The sequence below is a fragment of the Vibrio sp. ABH4_348 genome, from assembly GCF_056159765.1.
This window is the reverse complement of the sequence record NZ_JBSWVW010000002.1, coordinates 474849-495517: the sequence shown is the minus strand read 5'-3', so window position 1 is coordinate 495517 and position 20669 is coordinate 474849. Positions and strand designations below refer to the sequence as shown.

At 44.1% G+C, this 20669-nt stretch carries 15 protein-coding genes; 5 read left to right on the top strand and 10 right to left on the bottom strand.

Annotated elements, in window-relative coordinates:
* Nucleotides 1-4 precede the first annotated feature (4 nt).
* From ACXAFJ_RS15985 to nagB, 6 genes are all read right to left on the bottom strand, one after another.
* Nucleotides 5-1753, bottom strand: a complete 1749-nt coding sequence (locus ACXAFJ_RS15985; protein ID WP_475324794.1) for an ABC transporter permease — start codon at nt 1751-1753, stop codon at nt 5-7.
* Nucleotides 1754-1837: 84 nt separating this feature from the next.
* Nucleotides 1838-3178, bottom strand: coding sequence for an ABC transporter substrate-binding protein (locus ACXAFJ_RS15980; RefSeq protein WP_475324793.1), 1341 nt, complete (start codon nt 3176-3178; stop codon nt 1838-1840).
* Nucleotides 3179-3352: 174 nt separating this feature from the next.
* Nucleotides 3353-4705: a sigma-54-dependent transcriptional regulator gene (locus ACXAFJ_RS15975; protein ID WP_475324792.1), complete on the bottom strand. Its 1353-nt coding sequence runs from the start codon at nt 4703-4705 to the stop codon at nt 3353-3355.
* Nucleotides 4681-6675 (bottom strand): ATP-binding protein, encoded by a 1995-nt coding sequence (locus tag ACXAFJ_RS15970; protein WP_475324790.1) that lies wholly within the window; start codon nt 6673-6675, stop codon nt 4681-4683. Before ACXAFJ_RS15970 ends, ACXAFJ_RS15975 begins: the two co-directional genes overlap by 25 nt.
* Nucleotides 6672-7865, bottom strand: coding sequence for an ABC transporter substrate-binding protein (locus tag ACXAFJ_RS15965; RefSeq protein WP_475324789.1), 1194 nt, complete (start codon nt 7863-7865; stop codon nt 6672-6674). Before ACXAFJ_RS15965 ends, ACXAFJ_RS15970 begins: the two co-directional genes overlap by 4 nt.
* 217 nt (nt 7866-8082) lie before the next feature.
* On the bottom strand, nt 8083-8883 hold the full coding sequence (gene nagB, locus ACXAFJ_RS15960) for a glucosamine-6-phosphate deaminase (RefSeq protein WP_475324788.1): 801 nt from the start codon (nt 8881-8883) through the stop codon (nt 8083-8085).
* Nucleotides 8884-9406: 523 nt separating this feature from the next.
* Here nagB and ACXAFJ_RS15955 point away from each other — a divergent pair.
* The gene (locus tag ACXAFJ_RS15955) at nt 9407-10594 is read left to right on the top strand and encodes a tetratricopeptide repeat protein (protein WP_475324786.1); all 1188 of its coding nucleotides are present in this window, start codon (nt 9407-9409) and stop codon (nt 10592-10594) included.
* Between the two features lie 96 nt (nt 10595-10690).
* Here the strand turns inward: ACXAFJ_RS15955 and ACXAFJ_RS15950 are convergent, their stop codons facing one another.
* Genes ACXAFJ_RS15950 through ACXAFJ_RS15940 form a run of 3 tightly spaced genes read right to left on the bottom strand, consistent with a single transcriptional unit; the run spans nt 10691 to nt 12363 of the window.
* Nucleotides 10691-11185 (bottom strand): copper chaperone PCu(A)C, encoded by a 495-nt coding sequence (locus tag ACXAFJ_RS15950; RefSeq protein ID WP_475324785.1) that lies wholly within the window; start codon nt 11183-11185, stop codon nt 10691-10693.
* Nucleotides 11186-11188: 3 nt separating this feature from the next.
* Complete coding sequence (locus tag ACXAFJ_RS15945; RefSeq protein WP_475324783.1) at nt 11189-11779, bottom strand: SCO family protein; 591 nt, start codon at nt 11777-11779, stop codon at nt 11189-11191.
* Nucleotides 11776-12363, bottom strand: coding sequence for a hypothetical protein (locus ACXAFJ_RS15940; RefSeq protein WP_475324782.1), 588 nt, complete (start codon nt 12361-12363; stop codon nt 11776-11778). Before ACXAFJ_RS15940 ends, ACXAFJ_RS15945 begins: the two co-directional genes overlap by 4 nt.
* 337 nt (nt 12364-12700) lie before the next feature.
* Here ACXAFJ_RS15940 and ACXAFJ_RS15935 point away from each other — a divergent pair, with 337 nt between their 5' ends.
* From ACXAFJ_RS15935 to ACXAFJ_RS15920, 4 genes are all read left to right on the top strand, one after another.
* Entirely contained in the window at nt 12701-13996 is a 1296-nt protein-coding gene (locus ACXAFJ_RS15935; protein WP_475324780.1) for an HD-GYP domain-containing protein, read from the top strand.
* A gap of 277 nt (nt 13997-14273) precedes the next feature.
* Nucleotides 14274-16778: a glycosyl hydrolase family 18 protein gene (locus ACXAFJ_RS15930; RefSeq protein WP_475324778.1), complete on the top strand. Its 2505-nt coding sequence runs from the start codon at nt 14274-14276 to the stop codon at nt 16776-16778.
* Nucleotides 16779-17025: 247 nt separating this feature from the next.
* Complete coding sequence (locus ACXAFJ_RS15925; protein ID WP_475324777.1) at nt 17026-17847, top strand: hypothetical protein; 822 nt, start codon at nt 17026-17028, stop codon at nt 17845-17847.
* On the top strand, nt 17844-18254 hold the full coding sequence (locus ACXAFJ_RS15920; RefSeq protein WP_475324776.1) for a HEAT repeat domain-containing protein: 411 nt from the start codon (nt 17844-17846) through the stop codon (nt 18252-18254). The genes ACXAFJ_RS15925 and ACXAFJ_RS15920 overlap by 4 nt, the downstream gene beginning before the upstream one ends.
* Before the next feature lie 501 nt (nt 18255-18755).
* Here the strand turns inward: ACXAFJ_RS15920 and ACXAFJ_RS15915 are convergent.
* Nucleotides 18756-20669 (bottom strand): bifunctional diguanylate cyclase/phosphodiesterase, encoded by a 1914-nt coding sequence (locus ACXAFJ_RS15915; RefSeq protein ID WP_475324774.1) that lies wholly within the window; start codon nt 20667-20669, stop codon nt 18756-18758.

Genomic DNA, 20669 nt, shown 5'->3' with positions numbered 1-20669 from the left:
TAATTTAGTGTTCTTTCGCGCCATGGGCGGCACGGGTACGTTCGACAATCGTATGAGAGATGTAGGTAGCTAAACCGACGATCAGCACGGCGATGACACCAAGAGCGGCTCCCGGACCTCGTCCAGCGGCACTTTGCATAAAGAGGTATAAGCCGTAGGCAAGGGGAGCGTCAGATTCTTTAGATACCAACATGATGGTGGCGGACAATTCAACGGCAGCGGTAGCAAAGGCGGTGACAAAGCCTGCTAAAATACCGGCGGCCATCAGTGGTACAACAATTTTTCTTATCGTGGTGGTTCGGCTAGCGCCTAAGTTTTCAGAGGCTTCCTCAAGTGATGGACTCACTTGTTGCAATGCCGCGACACAAGATCGGAGTGCATATGGCAATCGTCTTACGGCCAATGCGATAACAATGATTCCCCACCAAGTTGCCATTGAAGAACCAACGATGGGCAGTTCGACATCGTAAAACGTTCGAAGGTAACCAATACCTAATACCACACCAGGCACTGCAAGGGCCGCCATGGCACCAAAGTCGAGCCACTTTCTACCCGCAATCTTAGTTCGCCAGACCAAATAGGCGATTGCGGTACCTAGAACAATGTCTATCAATCCTGCAATACCGGCATACATCAAGGTGTTGGTAATGAACCCTGACGCTTGAGTAATAGCGGTAGAATAGTGATCTAATGTATAGGCATCTGGCAATGGGCTGAACGACCAAATCGTACCGAAAGACAGAAGCAATAGCGCGAAATGAGGTGCAAGAACCAATAGAAGGATAATTCCTATCACGGCGTAACACCCAATCATCTCACCTGGGCGTAATTCTCGTTTAGAGAGTCCACCGCCACCTTTTTGCGTGGTTGAATAATCTTTGCCTCTCAATGCTAAGAAAGAAACCCAAAGTGCAAACGCTGAAAATGCCACAAGGATTACCGAGATGACGTAGCCCATCGGATCGGTTATACCCACCGATGAAATTCGCAGATAAGCTTGAGGTGCAAGCATGTTGTTAACGTTCAGTAAGAGCGGCGTTCCCAGATCATCAAAGACTTTAACGAAAACTAAAGACGCTCCGGCGACATAGCCTGGCATGGCTAATGGGAACACAATGCGTCGAAAGAGTTTTAAGCCAGAAGAGCCAAGAGACTGAGCGGACTCTTCCATGGAACGGTCGATGTTTTGCAGCGCAGCGGAAAGGTTAATTAAGATAAATGGAAAATAGTGAACACTCTGTACGAATATCACACCATTTAAGCCTTCCATGATGGGAATGGTAAAGCCCAGATACTCGTCTAATAGCAAGTTCATGGTTCCGTTTTCACCAAATAGCAGCTGCATCGCTACCGCGCCAATAAACGGAGGCATGATGAGAGGGACAATGCCCAAGGTCTGAATCAACACCGTGCCTTTAAATTGAAATCGACTAGTGAAATACGCCAATGGCATGGCAATAATGGACGCCACAATGACAGACATAAAGGCGACGTAGAATGAGTTAAAAAAGGACTCGCGAAATAAGCTCGAACTGAAAAAGTCCTTAAAGTTGACCAGTGATAAGTCACCATTAGTGTCTTGAAATGCAACAAAAATGACCTTTACCACGGGAACAAACAAAAAGACCAAGATAAAGATTGCAATGATCAAAGCACTTAAATATAAGCCCCAATCTTCACGAACTTTTTTTAGCCAGCCAGATCGTTTTTGCGCATTATTATTGTCAGGCTGAGAAAGAGAAACACTACTCATGAGAGTCTCCGTTATTGGAATAAAAAGCCCCCTAGGCACTGAAATGTCAGTGCCCATTCGCTAAACAGGGGGAGGAAATTAGAATTAGATCAAATCTAATGCTTGGTTGGCGAGTTCGGTGGCACGCTCGTAATTCTCAACCACTTGGTTGTCCCAAGATTGCTCAATTTCAGCCTGACGAGCCCCAACTTTGTCGGACTGTTTTTTACGTTTTTTGGTAAAAATTGCCGCAAATTCTGGGTCGCTTGCTTGCTGTGCAGTAATTGGCATCTGATTAATGAGAGCTTTAGCTTGAGCAACCAGTGTTAGTGCTTCGCTGTTGTTGGCTTCTGTTGCTTGTTTTTCTGCTTGATGAATAAGTTTTGTCGCCTCTCTGAGCTCTTTGAGTCGGTAGGTGATCATCACATCGAACAAACTGTTTACCACGTTGTAGCGCGACTTAGATAAATCGAGGTCGAAGTCGACTGTTCCCAGTTTTTGGCCAGTAAATGGATTTGGAAAGCCTTCCGGTGTTTGTGAATACACAGCGGGATTAACAGGCAAGCGCTGAATTTTTTTGTCTAGAAGAAGTAATTGCCCTTCTTCCGACAACAGAAAATCAATGAAAGCTTTGGCCGCTTCGCTGTTTGGGGCATTGTTGATTTTGCCAACATTAGCCGGGACTAACGCGGTAACGGTCGGGTAGTGGAAATCGACAGGGAACCCGGTCGCTTTTGAAGATAGCCCAAAGAAGTCAATGACAATACCAACACCAAAAGAACCACTGTTTACACCATCGGGCACCCCAAAACTGCGCTCGGTGACGGTCTTAAAGTTGCCCGAAATCGCTTTAAGCGTCTGCCATCCTTCCTGCCAACCTTGACCTTGCAATATCGCTTCTACGGTTAAATGGGTAGTGCCTGAACGCGATGGTGCGGACATGCCAACGTGTCGGTGATATTCAGGTTTGGCCAAGTCTTCCCACTCTTTAGGTACAGGGAGTTTTTTGGCTTTCATGTAACGCTCGTTCCACATCATGCCATAACCGGAGAGTGCAAAACCTAAGTAGTAACCATCCGGATCATTGATTGGAAACGTACCGACTTTGTCTGGGATACCAGCGACATTTGGTTGGTATGCAGCAAGCAGCTGGTTGTCTTTGAGGACTTCAAACGCATCAGGAGCAGAGGCCCAGAATATGTCAGAGCTATTTTTACTCGAGGTTTCTTGTAGATATTTAATACCAGCGGTGGTTTTTTTAGAAAGAATTTCGACATTCACACCGGGGTATTTCTTTTCAAATGCGCTCTTGTAGACATCGGTTACATCGGTAGGAAACGAGGTAACAATAACCAATTTTTCATCATTCATTGCCAAGACTGAATTGGCAAATAGTGCTGAGCTGATTGTGGTGATTATGCTGAGTTTTTTGAATCCATTTGTCATTATGCACTCCTTGAGTTGTAGGGCGAAACATCTCGTTTCACTATTAGTAACTCAATTGTTGTGCCAATGCTTTTAGAATGTTAAATGTATATTTATCAACGCCTTATGTTGGTTTAAATTCTCACAATAGGTCAGTTCGGGAATAATAGCTCAATTGTGTAGGTCAAAAATGACCTACTCTTCAAGACTGGGCTCATCGGAATAGTTTTCTCGACTTAGTCCATACTTTTTCATTCTCAGGTATAAGTTTTTTCTCGGTATATCTAGATGTGCTGCAGTTTCGCCAATATGTCCCTGAAAACAGATCAGGGCATGATGAAGAACTTGTTTTTCAAACTGAGCCATTTGATGCGACAAGCTTGTGCATTCAGGTTGGTCGTAGGGAGTGACAATATCTGAAATGCCTAGGACTAAACGGTCAGCTTCATTGACTAACTCACGAACATTCCCAGGCCAATCGTGAGCGATTAGTTGCTGAAATTGATGAGGTGAAAGTGGTTGGCAAGTTTTATTGAGACGCTCTTGAGAGCGGTTAATGAAGTGGCTTAACAGCAAAGGGATATCCGTTTTTCTGTCTCGGAGGGGTGGAATTTGCAAGCTTGCAACGTTCAGGCGGTAGTAGAGGTCTTGCCGAAATTCGCCTGCCTGTGACAAGGTCAACAGGTCAGCTTTAGAGGCAGCCAAGACTTTGAGATCAACCTTGATAGTTTGATTGCTGCCAACACGTTCCAGCTCTCCTTCTTGAAGCACCCTGAGCAAGCGAATTTGAGCGGAAGCTGGCATACTTTCAATTTCGTCTAAGAACAAGGTGCCTCCTGAGGCGTACTCAATCTTACCTATTCTTTTCTTGGCTGCACCGGTAAAGCTACCTTGCTCATGTCCAAACAACTCTGATTCAATTAAGTTTTCTGGCATGGCACCACAGTTTATGGCAACAAACGGGTGGTTACTTCGCGCTGACTGGCTGTGTAGGGTTCTGGCAATCATTTCTTTACCGGTACCCGTTTCGCCGTTGATAACAATATTGATGTCCGCATCAGCGAGTGTAATCAGTCGCTCCTTGAGTTTTCTCATTGCATCGGATTGACCAAGCAGCACTTCGTCTAATGAGACGTGGCGGGGTGAATCACGTTTCAGCTTGCGATTTTCTAAAGTGAGTTGTCGATGCTGAATGGCTTTTTGAGCCAAGCTGACCAAGCGCTCCGGTCGTAGGGGTTTTTCGACAAAATCAAAGGCTCCAAGTTTTACACAGCGCAAAGCAAGTTCAATATCCGCGTGTCCTGAAATCAAGATGACCGGGAAACTGGGGTCGGTGGCATGGACGTGTTCCATCAACTCAATACCTGTCATATTAGGCATTCGAATGTCAGACACAATGATTGCTTTAGAACTGTATTGGATAAGTGGTAGCGCTTTTTCAGCATTGGGAAAGGCACTGACCTTTATCGAGTGAAGCTCGAAGATTTCAGTCAGGCTCTCTCTCAAGTCTGGATCGTCTTCTACTAAAATGATGTGGTATTGAGACATAGCTGTACCTCCGTGCCTAAACTGGGCTGTGAGCTGACGGTAATCTTTCCGCCAAAATCTGTAATGATGTTGTGAGAAATAGACATACCTAACCCCAAACCTTTGCCAACCTCTTTGGTAGTAAAAAAAGGTTCAAACAATTGGTCGATGTCATCTTGGGACATTCCACAACCATTATCTCGAAAGCGAACCAAAACTTGTTTATTGAGCAATTGAGCCGAAACTTCGATATGTGCAGCAAAGTGTTGTTGTTCTTTTTTCGCTTCGACCGCATCGATACTATTGCTGAGCAGATTGACAAAAACCTGCTCTAAACGAATGGGATTGGCGGCAACAAGAAGGTCGCTGTCAATCGAAGTGTTTACCTCAATACTGATGAGCTTTTCGGTAAATAACTGCAGAGCATTTTCCCAAGTACTTAACAGCGGGGTTGGTTGAACTTGCTCATCGCTTTGACGAGCAAAGGACTTGAGATGTTGGCACAGTTTGGTCGCGCGGTCGGCGATTTGGTCAATCTTTTTGAGTTTAACTGCGGCATCAGAATAACGTTTGTTCTCCAGATACTGTTCTAGCAAGTAGCTATTAGATTGGATTGCTGCTAGAGGCTGACTGAATTCGTGAACAATGCCCGTTGTCAGTTGTCCCAGGACCGCGAGTTTTCCTGCCTGTATTAATTCTCTGTGGGTTGTTTTTAGTTTTTGCTCGGCCTCGATCCTAATTTGAATTTCTTGCCGCATCAGTTGGTTGTTCTGTTCGAGTTGGTCAGTGTACTCGCGTACTTGCAGGGTTCTTTTTTGAAATACATTGGTGGCTTCAGCCAAACGAGCTAGTTCATCTTTTCCTCTTGCATCTAGGGGAGCAACCTCTTCCCCTCGAGCGAGGTGGCGCATGGTCCACAAAATATGAGACAACCGGTTAAGTATCTGTGTCCGCAAATACCAAACAATAACTAAGGTAAGAATCAGTATGGCAGTCATACTGGCGTTCATTTGTTGCTCATTTGCTTGGATGAGTTGCGATTGCTGGCTTGTCAGTAATTCACTTGCCGAATTGACCCGTTGAATGCTTGTATCAATGAGCGTTTTAATTTGCTCAATTAGCTTTGCATTGTCTTCTAGTAGTACCTCATTTTGTTCAGTCAACAAAATGACTTTTAGACTGGTATCGACCGGATTTGAAGGACCGTAAGCATAGTCTTCTAATTGAGTCGCCATTTGTCGCAAAGTGACGGTACTGGGCACGTTATTTAGTGGTTTTGATTGCTCTTGGGTGATCGCAATGCTCTCGTCAATTAGGTTTTGCGCTGCAATGACTTCTGAGGTTTGAGTAAATAAGGAAACGCGTTGCAGTAGGTCCAATGTTAAATTGACATTAGATCGCAGCTCTGTGAGCTGAGATAAGGTGTCGATTTCTTGTTTAAGTAAACGCTGGTTTAGTTCGGTTGTTGAAGAAGATTTGGTAAACCAAAGATCGACATTGTAACGACCGTCCGCCAAAAGCGGCTCAACCTCTTCGGTGAAGTCTACTTGTAACCAATGAAGGCGTTGATTGGTGCTGTTTAGCTGACTGACGAGCTCTAACCGTTCAATACTGTTTTCAAATATAGCATCAAGGTTATCCGTCAATTTAGTAAAGAGGTTTTCAGACGCTCTTGGGTCGTTGACAAAATGGGGGGCGATTAATAATTGCAGGTTTGGCAGTTCTTCACCCAAACGCTTTTTACTGCTTTCAATTTTTGTTCGGTCGTAATGAGTCGCTAAGATATTGGCATCATTCGTAATTCTTCCACCAATTTGCGCAATTTGGGCCCCGTTTACCAAAGGTGGAAGGTGAGTGTGCAGCAGATCTTGGGTTCGGGTGTTTAAGCTGGTCAAGGAGATGATGTTGGTTACCGCCAACAATATCGTTAGTGATACCAACAATACAAAAAACAGCAAAATCCTCGTGGCAATACTGTGTCTTTTTTTCATGGAGCTCCGCCTTGGTCAACTGATTGCTCAATGGCTCGTAACGTAGCGATAGCGTTTTCGGCCACTTGCTTTTGTTCGACTTGCCACCGTTGGATCATTCTTTGCGAGTTGGGGTCGTAGCGAAATTGCGGGCTTAACTGTTGGTTCAGTTTAGGATCGGTCGCCACGGCTTCATCGATAGGAACTTCGACCACACTTAACATAGCGTTGTTTGCCCGCTCTTGATTTTCTGCGCTCAAGCTAAGCAGGTCAATGTTGTGCCAAATCGAATAGAAGCGCTGTAATTCTGGCAGGCGATGTTCAACCATCACATCAAATATCTGATTGACAGTGTGGTAACGAGCGGCAGATAGTTGAGCGTTAAATGGTGTCGATTTCGCGTTGGAGTTCTTATGCTCTCCTTTTCGCAAAGAGATACGATTGATCTGCGGTTGCTCTAACAAATCTTGGCCAAGTTGAGACAATAAAAAGGAAACAAAATTCTCAGCTTGGAGAGGCGCATTACGTGTTTTTGCCACTTGAGCTGGAATTAATGGAGCATCCGGCAGAGAGACGAATTTTACGGGGTGGCCATTTTCACGAGCACTTTTGTAAAAAAAATCGATTGTCGGTGCAACAGCAAATCTTTGTCTCAAAATCCCCTGTTTTACACCAAAACTGCGCGCGGTAAGTGTCGCTAACTGACCTCCGAGTTGGCTGATCAACGCCCAGCCTTTTTGCCATCCATGTTGTTGCAATATCGCTTCGATGATTAGGTGATTGGTGCCAGATCGAATCGGCGCACTCATTCCCACTAGGCCGTGGTAGTCACCTGACAATACCACTGACCATGACTTAGGCTCTCGGATCTGGTTTTGCTGAGTAAATGACTCGGACCAAAAGAAGCCCAGTTCAGACCAAGCAAATGTAGTTGGTTCTGAAATCGCCTTCATGTTTAGCATAAGGTTCATTGCATCGGGGGACGACACCCAGACGAGATCTGGTTTTGGTGTTCTGTGTTGGGCGAGGTGGGCAACAATAGCTGGCGTTTTTTTGTTTAAAAAACGGATGTTAGTGTCAGGAAACTGTTGCTGAAACGCGGCTCGAAAAGGCTGTACGAATGATTCTGGGAATGACGTTAGTACGAGCAGCTCAGATTTTGCGGTATTTGATACCAATAACAATACAACCAACAGAGATCTGAACCACATAGCATTGCTCCATTTTTGCGCCCTTAACAAAAATGAAACATTTTGCTGTGAGCAGAGCTAGCTTTTATTGGCTAAAAATTGAGTTGTTTCACAATGAACGCAGTTCATCGAGCTTCCGAGCGTTGATTGGTTATTTGTGAGTGAGTAAGTAGGCGCAAACAAAAATGCCACCCTGTGGGTGGCATTGCGATTCTACACGCTAGTGCAAAGCGAAGGCTTAGAAGCCTTTGATATTTTCAGCTTCTAGCTCAGAGAAGTACTTAACTGTCTTCACTTTAAGTTCTTGCGTTGCTGGCTCATCACATACGATGATGGATTTAGGGTGAAGCTGTAGCGCAGACACTGTCCACAAGTGGTTAACTGAACCTTCAACGGCTGCCTCTAGAGCTTGTGCTTTGTTGTGGCCCGTTACAAGGATCATGATTTCAGCAGCATCTAATAGAGTACCAACACCGATAGTTAGTGAGTACTTAGGAACTTGGCTGATGTCGCCATCAAAGAAACGAGAGTTCGCGATACGTGTATCTTCAGTAAGTGTTTTGATACGAGTACGTGAAGCAAGAGAAGATGCTGGCTCGTTGAATGCGATATGACCGTCATTACCCACACCACCCATGAACAGGTTAATGCGTCCGTAAGACTTGATTTTGTCTTCGTAACGTTGGCATTCAGCTTCGTGATCGTCAGCGTTACCATCTAGCAAGTTAATGTTTTCTTCTTTAATGTCGATGTGGTTAAAGAAGTTGGTGTACATGAATGAACGGTATGACTCTGGGTGGTCTTTTGGAAGACCTACGTACTCGTCCATGTTGAACGTAACAACGTGCTCAAAGCTCACTAGACCTTCTTTGTGCATGTCAATCAACGCGCGGTAAGTTGCTAGTGGCGTACCACCTGTTGGTAGTCCTAGTACAAAAGGACGATCAGCAGTTGGTTGGAAATCATTGATGCGTTTAACGATGTGCGCTGCAGACCATTTGCCCACTTGAGCGGCGTTGTTTAACGGGATAAGTCTCATGTCTTGCCCTTAGTGCTTAGATTATAAACTGTACAAATGCATTAATTCGCATTATAAAATAAGTGACCTAGATCTTCTATTGTTTTCGGTCAAGTTTTGCTTTTCTCATCTTAACGTGATCGTTTGCGTTGATCTTGCTATGCAAGTTCGTTTTTTACTCAAATTTTCATCTTTTCGCTGATTTCTTCGTGAAAGAGATTGGAAACGACTCGTCACTCCACCGCATTATCTTCTTTGAAATAGGCAAGAGTCACGGGCTCTGAATTCAGTATCTTGAGTTCAATTTGGCATAGCTAGTGTCAAAGTTGAGCGAATTCTGTACATATTACCTATTATTAACATCATGATATGCAGCTTATTTTGTATGTGAGTCAGACTTCCATCAACTATCTCACTACAAATAGCCGCAAAAACGGTTTAGGAACGCTTTTTCGTTAACAAAGATCAGGTGAACGATTACTATGGGACTTTGTACAAAGCAAATAAGGCTGGACCATAAGTTCAGGCGTTAATGTAGGTATTAATGAACATTGTTGGCATGGCCATTGGGGCAACAGGACTATTACTTCTCGCTATGGTGGCGTGGATGTTGGTGTTGTCTGTTCGAAAAAAGCGGATTGAACTTGAACGCAAAGAGCGAGAGATTGCCAATAGAAAAGCGATTGAAAAACATCGTAAAAAAGAGCGCGATGAACGAGTAGCCAAGGCGGAAGCTGGCAATATTCCTACTATGTTGTTTTTGGCCAAAGAGGCCGAGCGCACAAACTACAAAGAGGCGCTCTATTGGTATGACAAGGCAGCTAAAGCTGACAACATTACGGGCATGTACGGCATGGTCCGTATTAGTCAGCGTTTTAGTGATGACCTAATTCTGAAAGAACAAGCCAAATTCTGGCTGACTGCGATTGCGGCCCATGAAGGCGACCTCGAAAAGCACTATGAAATGGCGGAGTCTTTGTTTAGTGGCCGTGGTACCGATAAGAACATCCCCAAGGCGGTTGCCGCGTTCAAAAAGGCAGCGCAAAAGAATCATATTCCCTCCATTTTATGGCTTGGTGATTGGGCAAAGTCCTATGAGAATCCCAAGCCTAATCCGAGCGCGGCTTACAATTGGTATAAACGCGCCGCGGTTCTTCGCAGTAACAAAGGAAGGCGTCAACTTGGTCAGTGTTACTTGGAAGGCGTTGGTTGTAAATCGAGCAATAAGCGAGCTTGTTACTGGTTCGAACGTGCCGGAGAAAAAGGTGATTTGGAAGCCATGTATTTGGCTGGACAAACTTGGATGAATCAGGGCACGGGAATGGGCAATGCTTTATCTTACATTTGGCTTTTTATCGCAGCTCAGCTAGGTCATGACGGAGCCAAACGACTTCGTGACCAAGTTGCAATGAATATTGGCGTAGATACTGTGGTCGGGCTGCAAGCCGTTACTAAGCCGATGGTTCGCAAGATTAGAGATAATCGAGTTAACAAACATTCCATGATCAAAGCTTTGAACCGTTTGTACAAACGAGACTTACCGCTCTATGAAGATCTCGGTGAAGACGCAACAAGTGAATCAGATAGTGCGACACAAGCCGGGCAAGCCGGATTAGAAACCACATCGACACAGGCAACTGCTACCGAAAGTCCTGGTGCGGATACTAGCGTTGAAACTGAGAATGCCGAGCCTCGACTCGATTTCAGCCAGACAGAATACCCAAAAGTTTAGGTCGCCAAGCTCAAACCAAACTCAACCGCGACTGGTCAGTGGGACCTAAAAAAATGCCGCTTCAATGTGAAGCGGCATTTTTGTCAATCACCAATATTAGTGGTCGTGGTTGTGATGTTTCATTGCACTCGCGACTTTCTTAACTGGTGCTTTGACTTCAATCGATTCACCGTTTTTGAACGTGAGTGTCACCATGAGCTCGTCACCTTCATTTAGGCTCTTTTTAAGCTTCATAAACATAACATGAAGGCTACCAGGCTTAAGTTCTACCTTGCCGTTAGCGGGTACGACAATTTGCTGAACCTGACGCATTTTCATTACATCACCTTCGGTGATCACATCGTGCAGTTCAACGATATCAGTGACCGATGAATCTACAGAAGCGCTAACGATCACTCTGTCTTGATCTGACTTATTCATCACCATAGCGAACATGGCGCTGTTAACTGCCGTAGGGGGGGTAGCACGAACATAAGCGTGATGAACCATGATGTCGTTGTCATGACCGTGTTTGTGGTCATGACCGTGGTGGTCAGCCATTGCAAATGGGCTAATGAATAGAGCTGACATTAAAAAGGTTAAAAATCGCATGATTTAGGATCCTTGATTTAGTTTTTTTATTGCGGCAACCAGAGGCGCGGGAGTCATGGTGTGAGGCACTTTAGTGATCAGCTCGCCATTGGGTTTTAGGAAATAAAAATAAGAGCTGTGGTCGAGTGTGTACTCAAGCTCTGAACCTTCCAACGTTGTTTTCCTAAATATGACGCCATACTGATCAGCAATGGGCTTCGTGACTTCTATCGGAGCAGACAACCCTTCCAACATGGGATGGAAAAACTGAGCATACTGATGGGATGCTTCTGCTGCGTCGCGCTCAGGGTCGAGCGAGATAAAGATGGGACGTAATTGGCTCGTTACATTCTCATCTAATTGGTTTAGCGCACCAGCTAACATAGCCAGTGACGTCGGGCACACATCCGGGCAACGTGTAAACCCAAAGTATACAATTCGAGTTCGCGTATCTTGTGGGTCGAATAAATCGACTTGCGAATTATCAGGGCCACCGACAAAAACGGCATTGGAAGGTGTAGCGGCTTCATCTGACGGCTGTTTATCCAAATAGGTTTTTACACCAAAACCTAGGGCGAAGGCGACTACTAAAACGAGAGACCAATTTTTACTCATCTTTCCATCCTTACTGTGATTTTGACTGTTTGATTGCCATCGGTAATTTCGCCTAACCAGTTCATACTTTCAGTCGTACAGACAGGTAGAAGAATATCGCCAACAAATTGCCCCGACCCATCTTGGCTGAGGCGAAACTTTGATATACCCATGTCCATTTCGACACCTTCTAACGTGACATCAAGAGTTTGAACGGCTTTGTCCGGCCACACTACAGATAACTCACTTGGAACGAGTGGATGAACAATATCGTATTCAAATTGCACACTGACAGAATCCACCTCACAGCCATTGGTGCTAAGCACACAGGCGTCATCGAGTGTTTTTGCTAGCTGTTTGTTGGCGGCCTGCTCTGAATACCAATTAATGGCTTCGGGCAAAAAAAATCCAGCTAACAAAGCTAAGGTAAGGATAAACGCCTTTTTCATGTCGAGATTTCGTGTCGAGACCGGGTATTGAGCGCGCAGTTTAGCATAACTGGTCGGATGAAAGGTAAATTCACGTGCTAGGCAGTCCACAAAATTGTAAGGGATTTCAATTTTTATTGGCAGGTCAAAAATAGGGCAATAAGTTATTTGAATCATAACTTTACGCACGATGCACACCACAAGTTTCTCGCTGTTCTATTATCAGAACTGTCAATCAGAGTTGTGGAAACTTGTTCTTTATCAATTAGCGAAAATTTAACCTGGTGTAGAAATGTAACCTCGCTAGACGGGGAGTTTCGATGACGTAATGTCGGCCAAAACTCAATAAAGCCGTTGATATTCTTTCGTTTGTCAAACTGTATTTTGCTTTGTGGCACAAGTTGCTTGTGCAACGGAATTTGGATCACAGTCTTGTTTTTTAACATTATTTTTATTGTGGTTAATGTGGTTAAGTAAATATGTGTCATGTTTATTAAGGTCAAGCCCTGTAGTTATGTTTGAAACAACATTGCCTGATGAAGGTGCGCAGTTTTTAGATGTTGTCTTCGGAGTGTCTGATGCTCTGGATGCCATTGGTACCGATGATTCAAGTCACGGCCATCGAGTGGCATACCTGGCCTATCACATCGCGCAAACTGCAAAATACAGTCGCTTAACCTGTGATAATGCTTTTGTATGTGGACTCATCCATGACGTCGGTGTGTCACAGTCGGATGAGCGTGATCGAATTCGACTAGAGTTTGATCCACAAGATATGGCGCAGCATTGTTTGAAAGGGGCGCGTTTAGTCGCGAGTTGCCGTTCTTTGCGACATTTGGCTTGCCCTATTAACTATCACCATACCCCTTGGTCGACTTTGCAGTCTATGGCGCTCGACCAAAATCAGAAAGACCTCGCCGCAATTGTTTTTTTGGCGGATAGAATCGAGTGCTTGCACTCCATCAACCAAAATGAAGGGTACACAAACGACACAACCTCTTTGGTAAATCGAATCGGGACTCAACTTACCCAACATTCTCCCCACCTGTTTCACCCAGATCTGGTTCAAGCGGCCTTCAATTGGCTAAGTTCAAACCCAGATGCTTTATTGATTTCTCGCGACCAAGTACGTGTGTTTGCAAATTCAGCACTGTCACCTAATTTGGTGTCTAGACAGCTCGGATTGGATGAAGTGATAAACGTGGCAGAATTACTGGCGAAAGTCATTGATGCCAAAAGTCCATTTACTTTTTACCACAGCCGCTATGTGGCGGAACTGACCCGATTTTTAGGGAAAAAGCTTGAATTCGGAATACGAGATCAGAAGAAACTTTATCTTGCTGGCTTAGTACATGACCTCGGCAAGCTACATACTCCAACTCATATATTGCATAAGCCAAATAGCCTAGACCAAGACGAATACATAACCATTCAACATCACGCGACCGATACCAGACTGGCACTTCAGGCGCTCTTAATGATGCCGGATGTGGTTAGCTGGGCTGCCAATCACCACGAGCGAATTGACGGCTCTGGCTACCCCAATCAGTTATCTGGTGACCAACTGGATTTACCCAGTCGAATCGTTGCGGTTGCTGATGTTTTTCAGGCCATGACTCAGTCTCGTCCCTATCGAGCTGGGTTGAGTTTGGATAAAACCTTATCTTGCATGTTACAGATGGTAAATGACGTCAAGCTAGATAAACGGGTATTTGAGTGTTTATCTTTGCACGCTGAGCATTGCTATGCACTTTCAGTCGGCATGGAAGATATGGAAGTCTCCTTTGCAGCGGGCGCCTGCACTATTTAACCTGCCTTTATAAATCACACTTTCTAAACTTGTTAAACAACCCAGTTTCTTGGGCTTGTGATGCCAACTTTTAATCTTAATTGACAATTTTTGACATTCGTTTATCGACACAATGTAACAAGGTGTGAGTTAAGTGTGGTTTTGGCATGCTTTGATCGCGAACTCTCTTGATAGCTTTTCAACTCTCTAATTTGTTCTCAAATACTAAGTCTCGATGACCCCATCTAGGGCGGTTGTGGTGGTCAGTTACTGCGAAAAAACAAATGAGAGATACATTATGAATCGATTCACTTGGTGCGCATCGGCGATTGCTTTGGCACTGTCTTCGACAGCAATGGCGGCACCGACCATCCCACAAATAGATATGGATGGCTCCAACTACCTTAACTTCTCCAAAATCCAACTTAATTTAGAAACGGTATCTGGCTATAACAGCATGGTTCAGTACTTTCCAGAAGCCGATATCAACATCAAATTTAACCAATGGAGTGGAACCACGGGCAACACCTACAACGTGTATTTTGACAATGTAAAAGTTGCATCTGGACCAATATCGGGCAGTACCACCATCGCAAACTTCAAGTATGCACAAGGTGGTAAATACAACATGAAGATAGAGGTCTGTGATGGTGCCGTATGTAGCGTTACACCAGAATACTCGCTGGTGGTAGCCGATACCGATGGTTCCCATCTAGATCCGTTGACTATGAATGTTGACCCAAACAATAAGAATTATACAACGCCACCTAACACGGTAGTAGGTACTTACTTTGTGGAATGGGGAATCTATGAAAGAGCGTTTACTGTCGACAACATACCGGCAGATAACCTGACTCATATCTTGTATGGCTTTATTCCAATATGTGGGCCTAATGATTCGTTGAAACGAGACAATCCTCTGGGACACCGTGCGTTAGTCACGGCATGTAGCGACGTGCCTGATTACGAGGTAGTGGTTCACGATCCTTGGGCAGCATTCCAGAAATCTTTCCCACAGGCTGGGCACGATTCTAGAAGTCCGATTCGCGGTAACTATGCCATGTTGATGGCGTTAAAGAAAAACAACCCGAACCTGAAGATCGTTCCTTCTATTGGCGGTTGGACTCTTTCTGATCCGTTCTACGATTTCACTAACAAAGCGAACCGAGACACCTTCGTCGCATCGGTAAAACGCTTCTTAGAAACTTGGAAATTCTACGATGGCGTCGACATTGATTGGGAGTTCCCCGGTGGTGATGGCGCGGCTCCCGGTAAAGGTGACCCAGTGAATGATGGGCCTGCATACATAGCACTCATGCAAGAGCTGCGCACCATGCTAAATGGATTAGAGGCATCGACTGGCCGTAAGTACGAACTCACCTCTGCAATAGGGATGGGTTACGACAAGATTCGCGATGTGGATTACGCGCAAGCTGTACAGCATATGGACTACATCTTTGCTATGACCTATGACTTCTATGGCGGTTGGAGCAATGTGTTAGGTCACCATGCTGCTTTAAACTGCGGAACTTTCATGGCGCCAGGACAGTGTGAAGGAGTAGGTAACGCACCGGACGGAACCCCTTATGGCGGTCCAGCATATACCACAAGCAATGGTATTGACTTACTGCTTCAACAAGGTGTGCCAGCCAACAAAATCGTTGCTGGTGCAGCTATGTATGGTCGAGGCTGGGAAGGCGTGAGTGAATCCAGTTTAACCGTTGCGGGCGACCCAATGACAGGCGTTGGTAACGGTCCATTGAAAGGCACCTCTGCTCAGGGTGTATGGCAAGACGGTGTGATTGACTACAAAAACGTAAAGTCTGACATGGTTGGGGCGAGTGGCAACGGCATTAATGGCTTTGAAGTTGGCTACGATACTCAAGCCGAAGCAGCATGGGCCTGGAATCGTAGCAATGGCAAATTAGTCACTTTCGATAACCCTCGCTCTGTTAAAGCAAAAGGTAATTATGTAAGAAGTCTCGGTTTGGCCGGCTTATTCTCATGGGAAATCGACGCTGACAATGGTGATATCTTAAATGCGATGCATGAAGGGTTGGCAAACAGCAATGGCAATATCCCACCAGTAGCCAATCCGGGCGTTGATCAGACGGTAGATGGTGGTGCAGCTGTGACTCTTAATGGTTCTCAGTCTAGCGATTCTGATGGTCAAGTGGTTGGTTTCTTATGGAAGCAAATTAAGGGAACATCTGTTGCACTAAATGGGGCAAACCAAGCGCAAGTTAGCTTTACCGCTCCAAGTCCTGCAACGAATGAAAACTTGGTCTTTTCGTTGACAGTAACCGATGACAAGGGCGCTACCGCAACGAAAAATGTCACCATTACCGTTCGAGGCTCTGCGGGTAACCTACCACCTGAAGTGGTTGTCACTGCGCCTGCTCAGGTAAACGCTGGAGATAGCTTTATCATTGATGTAAGCGCAAGTACCGATCCAAATGGTGATACACTGACGTTTAGCTGGCAGCTACCTGCGGGTGTCGACGTAACAGATAACGGGTCGTCAATTAGTGTGGTTGCCCCTTCGGTAACACAAGATACTAATTACGACTTCACTGTAACTGCTTCCGATGGTGCATTGCAGACGAGTCAAACTGTAACCGTATTGGTAAAAGTGGCGAGCAGCTGTCCAGCACCTTGGAACGCGAGCAACGTTTACGTCAAAGGTGACAAAGTACTGCACAATAGCAAGGTCTATGTCGCAGGCTGGTGGAATCAAAATGAAGAACCTGGTGTGAATCCATGGGGAGCATGGAAACTAGATACACCAAGTACTTGCCAGTAGTACAGTAATTTACCCCCTAACTATAGCCCCGCAATCGCGGGGCTATTTATATAAAACTCGACTATCAACAGCCAAACTTTCTGTTAACTCGCATTTAGCTTATTTCTTTGGTTTTCTGCGAAATTACGTGGGATCGTAATTTAGAATAGCTTTTTAAGGTGAATCGTTGAGTTTCATGTGTATCAAGGTGAAATCCTTTATCAGTATTCCCCAAAACAAGATCTTCTATTTTCGAGTGCCGCTCAAAATGAATACAAAAAACGTTATGGTTAGTTTGGTTACTAAATTAGCTGACATGTGTGAAGATAACGAAAAAATCCTGAGAAAAGCTCTGATAGAAAGTCCTTATGAACCAGCAATAAATTGGATTGAGAGCTTTTGGAAAAGTAACGAAACAAGTTTATGGAAAAAACTCAAGATTTTAGAACAAAAATGGCGCATGGGAGTAATTGAACTAGAGTCTGAACGTTATAGGAAGCTTCGTAGGGAATTAGGGGTAGAACATTCGAATGATAGAATAAAAAGTTATTTAGCTAAATGTATTAATGAACAAAGTAAAGAGTTTATCAATCAAAGATATTCAATTTTCCTCAAGATTAAAGAAAATTATAGCGCGTTAAATTATGATGAGAAGATTGAATTTAAAAATAGAAAGGACTATGCGTTTTTTATCTTTGATAAATATTTTGGCTCTCTAAACTATAAATATGATTCGATGATGTCAAAAAAAAGATTTGCAATCTACAAAAAAGAAATTTCAGGGAGTCTGAGCTTTTGCTTGTGGATTGACTTGGAGAAGTTAGAAAGACGCCGTAACATGGATGTTGTCGATTTTATGTTTGATTTTTCGATTCACATTATCGAAGATAATAACATCAACAAACCCGCTGTTATTCTCCCCATTACGGATATATTTGATGTAGGTATATATCCTTTTAATTGTGTATATTCCCATTTTTGGCGGTTAGAAGACTTGGAAAAATGCGTGAAATTTTATAGTCATTTGGTTGGTAGTGTAGATGATAAGATTATTGCTCTGATTCGCGATGAACTTGAGAGTAAAGGATGATTAAGCAAGTTATCGTTCTACTAACAGTGTGTCTAATCGGTTGCTCAGAAAATGATTTGAAAGTTACACCTAAAGAGAGGCTGGATCTATTTATAAAAAGCTCCATGCCAGAGTCTTCACTCATACCATTTCTGGTTGATGGAGGTGAGGAAATGGTACCTATCTTGATAACTGAAGCGAAAAATAAGGAGTCTGTAAAAAGACGGTACATTATAAGTGCAATCGGCGAATTGAAATCAAAACAGTCACTAGATCCTCTTGTAACTATAGTTTTTGACTCTAGCGAGGAAGTCTATTTTAGGTGTGATGCATTAGAAGCCATAGATAAAATTGACCCAAATTATTTGAGTAGGAAAAACCTTAAAGCCGGAGTTATTAGTCTTACAGCTGATTGCACCGAATACTAGAAAGAACAAAGGTCGCTATGAACATTGTGGAAAAGTGCTTTTATATGCTTTGGTTTACCATATGTCTGGGGTTTATTACATATGGAATGATTAATCCTAATAGTGAAATAGCTGAAGGTTCTTTCCTACTTGTTGGGGTAATAAACCCATTGGGCACAGCATTGCTTTTATCTATTTACTTGGTTTCAGAACATGCAGGTTTTACTATTTTTACAAACGAATCAGTATCAATTGCTACGCAATATACTGTAATTATGTTCGGTGGAATTATCCAGTGGTTTACTCTTATTTGGATGATAAAGTACGTCTTCCGAAAACTAAAAAATAGAAAAGATTAGTAATCAGGCTCAGTTGAGATAAATGATTGATAGTTCTCCTCTAATCAAAGACATAAAGGTTAGTGACATTGTTAATAAAACAAGCTTAAAGACCTACAAAGCCACTGTAAACTTAAGCCCCGATATGAATAAATTCATATCGGAGTTTTCTTTAGCACAGTCTCTAACCGTTATCGACGATAAAACCTTGGAACGCTTCAATAAAGTGCTCAGACAAGAAATCAAGCTGAGTCTGGGTTTCAACTCGTGAAGCAATGGTCTTAATACCCAAGTTATGAGCGGTTCGAGAGATAGAGGTGAGTGTATATTTCTGCTTCTCGTCGTCTAGGTGGTGGGTATACAGGTAGTCCACTTTAACGTAGGCCGGTCTGAATTCGTTGATGTAATCGAGTGACTGGAAATCACGACCGTAGTTGTCGACACCAAAGTCTGCACCTTGGTCACGAACCGCATTACAGAATAGCGCTGTATGGTGTGGCGCATTAATAAAGCACGACTCAGGAATTTCAAAGTGTAGACGGTTGGCGACGGCATTATGTTTCTTGAGCGTTTCCGTCACCCAGCGGATGAAACTAGGCTCCGTAATACTGCTTTGTGAGATGTTAATCGCCACAATCTCAGTAACCTGACCTTGCTCAAGCTGACGAATCATAGATTCAATCACGTATTGGTCGAAGATATGGCTGGCATGAAGCTGTTCAAGAGCAAACAAGTACTGGTTGGCACTGTAACGTTGGCCATCTTTCTCAATTGCCGAGAAGACTTCCGTATGGAAGGTTTGCCCCCAACTGCTGTTGGCAGCTTGGAAGCGGAAACTGATCCAATCGTTTTTAATGGCTTCTTCGACCAAGGCTTTCCACTGTTGTTTACCCATGGCTTTGCCTGAGCTTTGGCTGGTCACAAAGCCAAATGGCTGTTCGGGATTGGCCTTAGACTGAGCCAGTGCGTTATCCAGTAATGACAAAATATCAGAGCTGTTTTTCTTCTTGTCGTTGCACACAAGTCCAAGTGCCACACTGGTGGAAGCCGCGCCAGATGGGTCTGAATTGAGGTCGGATACGTAACTAATAATGCTATTGGCGAGTAGTTTTAGCTCGCTCTCTTCCATGTTAGGAAGAATGAACGAGAACTCATTTGAGGAGATTCTAGCGATGCTAACGCCGTTGGACGAAATGGAGTTTTTAAGGTGATCGGCTAGGTTTTTCACCATGTTGTCACCGGCCTCATAACCTTGTTCATCATAAAGGTCTTTGATGAAAGACGCTTCTAGGATGGCAACACCGCCAATGCCGCCTTCATTCATCCAAGCTTTAATCTGGCTCATATAGTAGGCACGGTTACCCAGCTTAGAAACGGGATCAATGTATGCGCGTTGACGTAATTGCTGCGCTTCTCTAACTTGGTCTTTAAACGCTTTTTCAACTTGCGCTGACATTGAATTAATGCCATCCACAACCGATATCAAATCTCGGGTAGATGGTCTTGGCAAAGGTTCACCAAATTGTTGCCTCGCGACTTGTTCCATTTTGCTGACAATGGTGCCAAGTGGTTTCATAGCTCTATCAAGAATGAAGGCAATAGCAACCATACCAACGATAAAAATGATACTGAAAGCGATCGCTAGGCGGATACACGCCTGCCATAGTTGCGAGTATGCGGTACCAGGGTGTGAAACGATTTCTACCTCTGCCAATTGTAACCAGCCACTGGTCACGACACGGCGGTCATGAATGGGTTCAAATAGGCCCAATGATGTAAACCATTGCGGTACGTTGTTTGGGCGAACTGGGTAGGTTCGAACAATTTCTTCGCCTGATTCAAGGAAAATTAGACGCACTACCGAGTAGCTACTGCCATCAAACAGGGCGTTGATAACGGATTCCGCCGCGACTTGGTCTTTATTTTCAAGATAGGGTGCTAGGGCCAAGCCAACCGTATTGATGGTGTTGCTGACCTCTGATTTTTGTTGCAGCTCAAGATTGTCTCTAGTGGTATTAAATTGAATAGCGAACACTGCCGTGAGTAGCAGCATAAACACTCCAATCATACCGATGACGATTTGTTTATATAAAGTCAT

What these genes read in the sequence shown, in the direction of transcription:
- ACXAFJ_RS15985 (WP_475324794.1), bottom strand. Translation starts at nt 1,753, where the DNA reads ATGAGTAGTGTTTCTCTTTCTCAGCCTGACAATAATAATGCGCAAAAA.
- ACXAFJ_RS15980 (WP_475324793.1), bottom strand. Translation starts at nt 3,178, where the DNA reads ATGACAAATGGATTCAAAAAACTCAGCATAATCACCACAATCAGCTCA.
- ACXAFJ_RS15975 (WP_475324792.1), bottom strand. Translation starts at nt 4,705, where the DNA reads ATGTCTCAATACCACATCATTTTAGTAGAAGACGATCCAGACTTGAGA.
- ACXAFJ_RS15970 (WP_475324790.1), bottom strand. Translation starts at nt 6,675, where the DNA reads ATGAAAAAAAGACACAGTATTGCCACGAGGATTTTGCTGTTTTTTGTA.
- ACXAFJ_RS15965 (WP_475324789.1), bottom strand. Translation starts at nt 7,865, where the DNA reads ATGTGGTTCAGATCTCTGTTGGTTGTATTGTTATTGGTATCAAATACC.
- nagB (WP_475324788.1), bottom strand. Translation starts at nt 8,883, where the DNA reads ATGAGACTTATCCCGTTAAACAACGCCGCTCAAGTGGGCAAATGGTCT.
- ACXAFJ_RS15955 (WP_475324786.1), top strand. Translation starts at nt 9,407, where the DNA reads ATGAACATTGTTGGCATGGCCATTGGGGCAACAGGACTATTACTTCTC.
- ACXAFJ_RS15950 (WP_475324785.1), bottom strand. Translation starts at nt 11,185, where the DNA reads ATGCGATTTTTAACCTTTTTAATGTCAGCTCTATTCATTAGCCCATTT.
- ACXAFJ_RS15945 (WP_475324783.1), bottom strand. Translation starts at nt 11,779, where the DNA reads ATGAGTAAAAATTGGTCTCTCGTTTTAGTAGTCGCCTTCGCCCTAGGT.
- ACXAFJ_RS15940 (WP_475324782.1), bottom strand. Translation starts at nt 12,363, where the DNA reads ATGATTCAAATAACTTATTGCCCTATTTTTGACCTGCCAATAAAAATT.
- ACXAFJ_RS15935 (WP_475324780.1), top strand. Translation starts at nt 12,701, where the DNA reads ATGTTTGAAACAACATTGCCTGATGAAGGTGCGCAGTTTTTAGATGTT.
- ACXAFJ_RS15930 (WP_475324778.1), top strand. Translation starts at nt 14,274, where the DNA reads ATGAATCGATTCACTTGGTGCGCATCGGCGATTGCTTTGGCACTGTCT.
- ACXAFJ_RS15925 (WP_475324777.1), top strand. Translation starts at nt 17,026, where the DNA reads ATGAATACAAAAAACGTTATGGTTAGTTTGGTTACTAAATTAGCTGAC.
- ACXAFJ_RS15920 (WP_475324776.1), top strand. Translation starts at nt 17,844, where the DNA reads ATGATTAAGCAAGTTATCGTTCTACTAACAGTGTGTCTAATCGGTTGC.
- ACXAFJ_RS15915 (WP_475324774.1), bottom strand. Translation starts at nt 20,669, where the DNA reads ATGACTTTATATAAACAAATCGTCATCGGTATGATTGGAGTGTTTATG.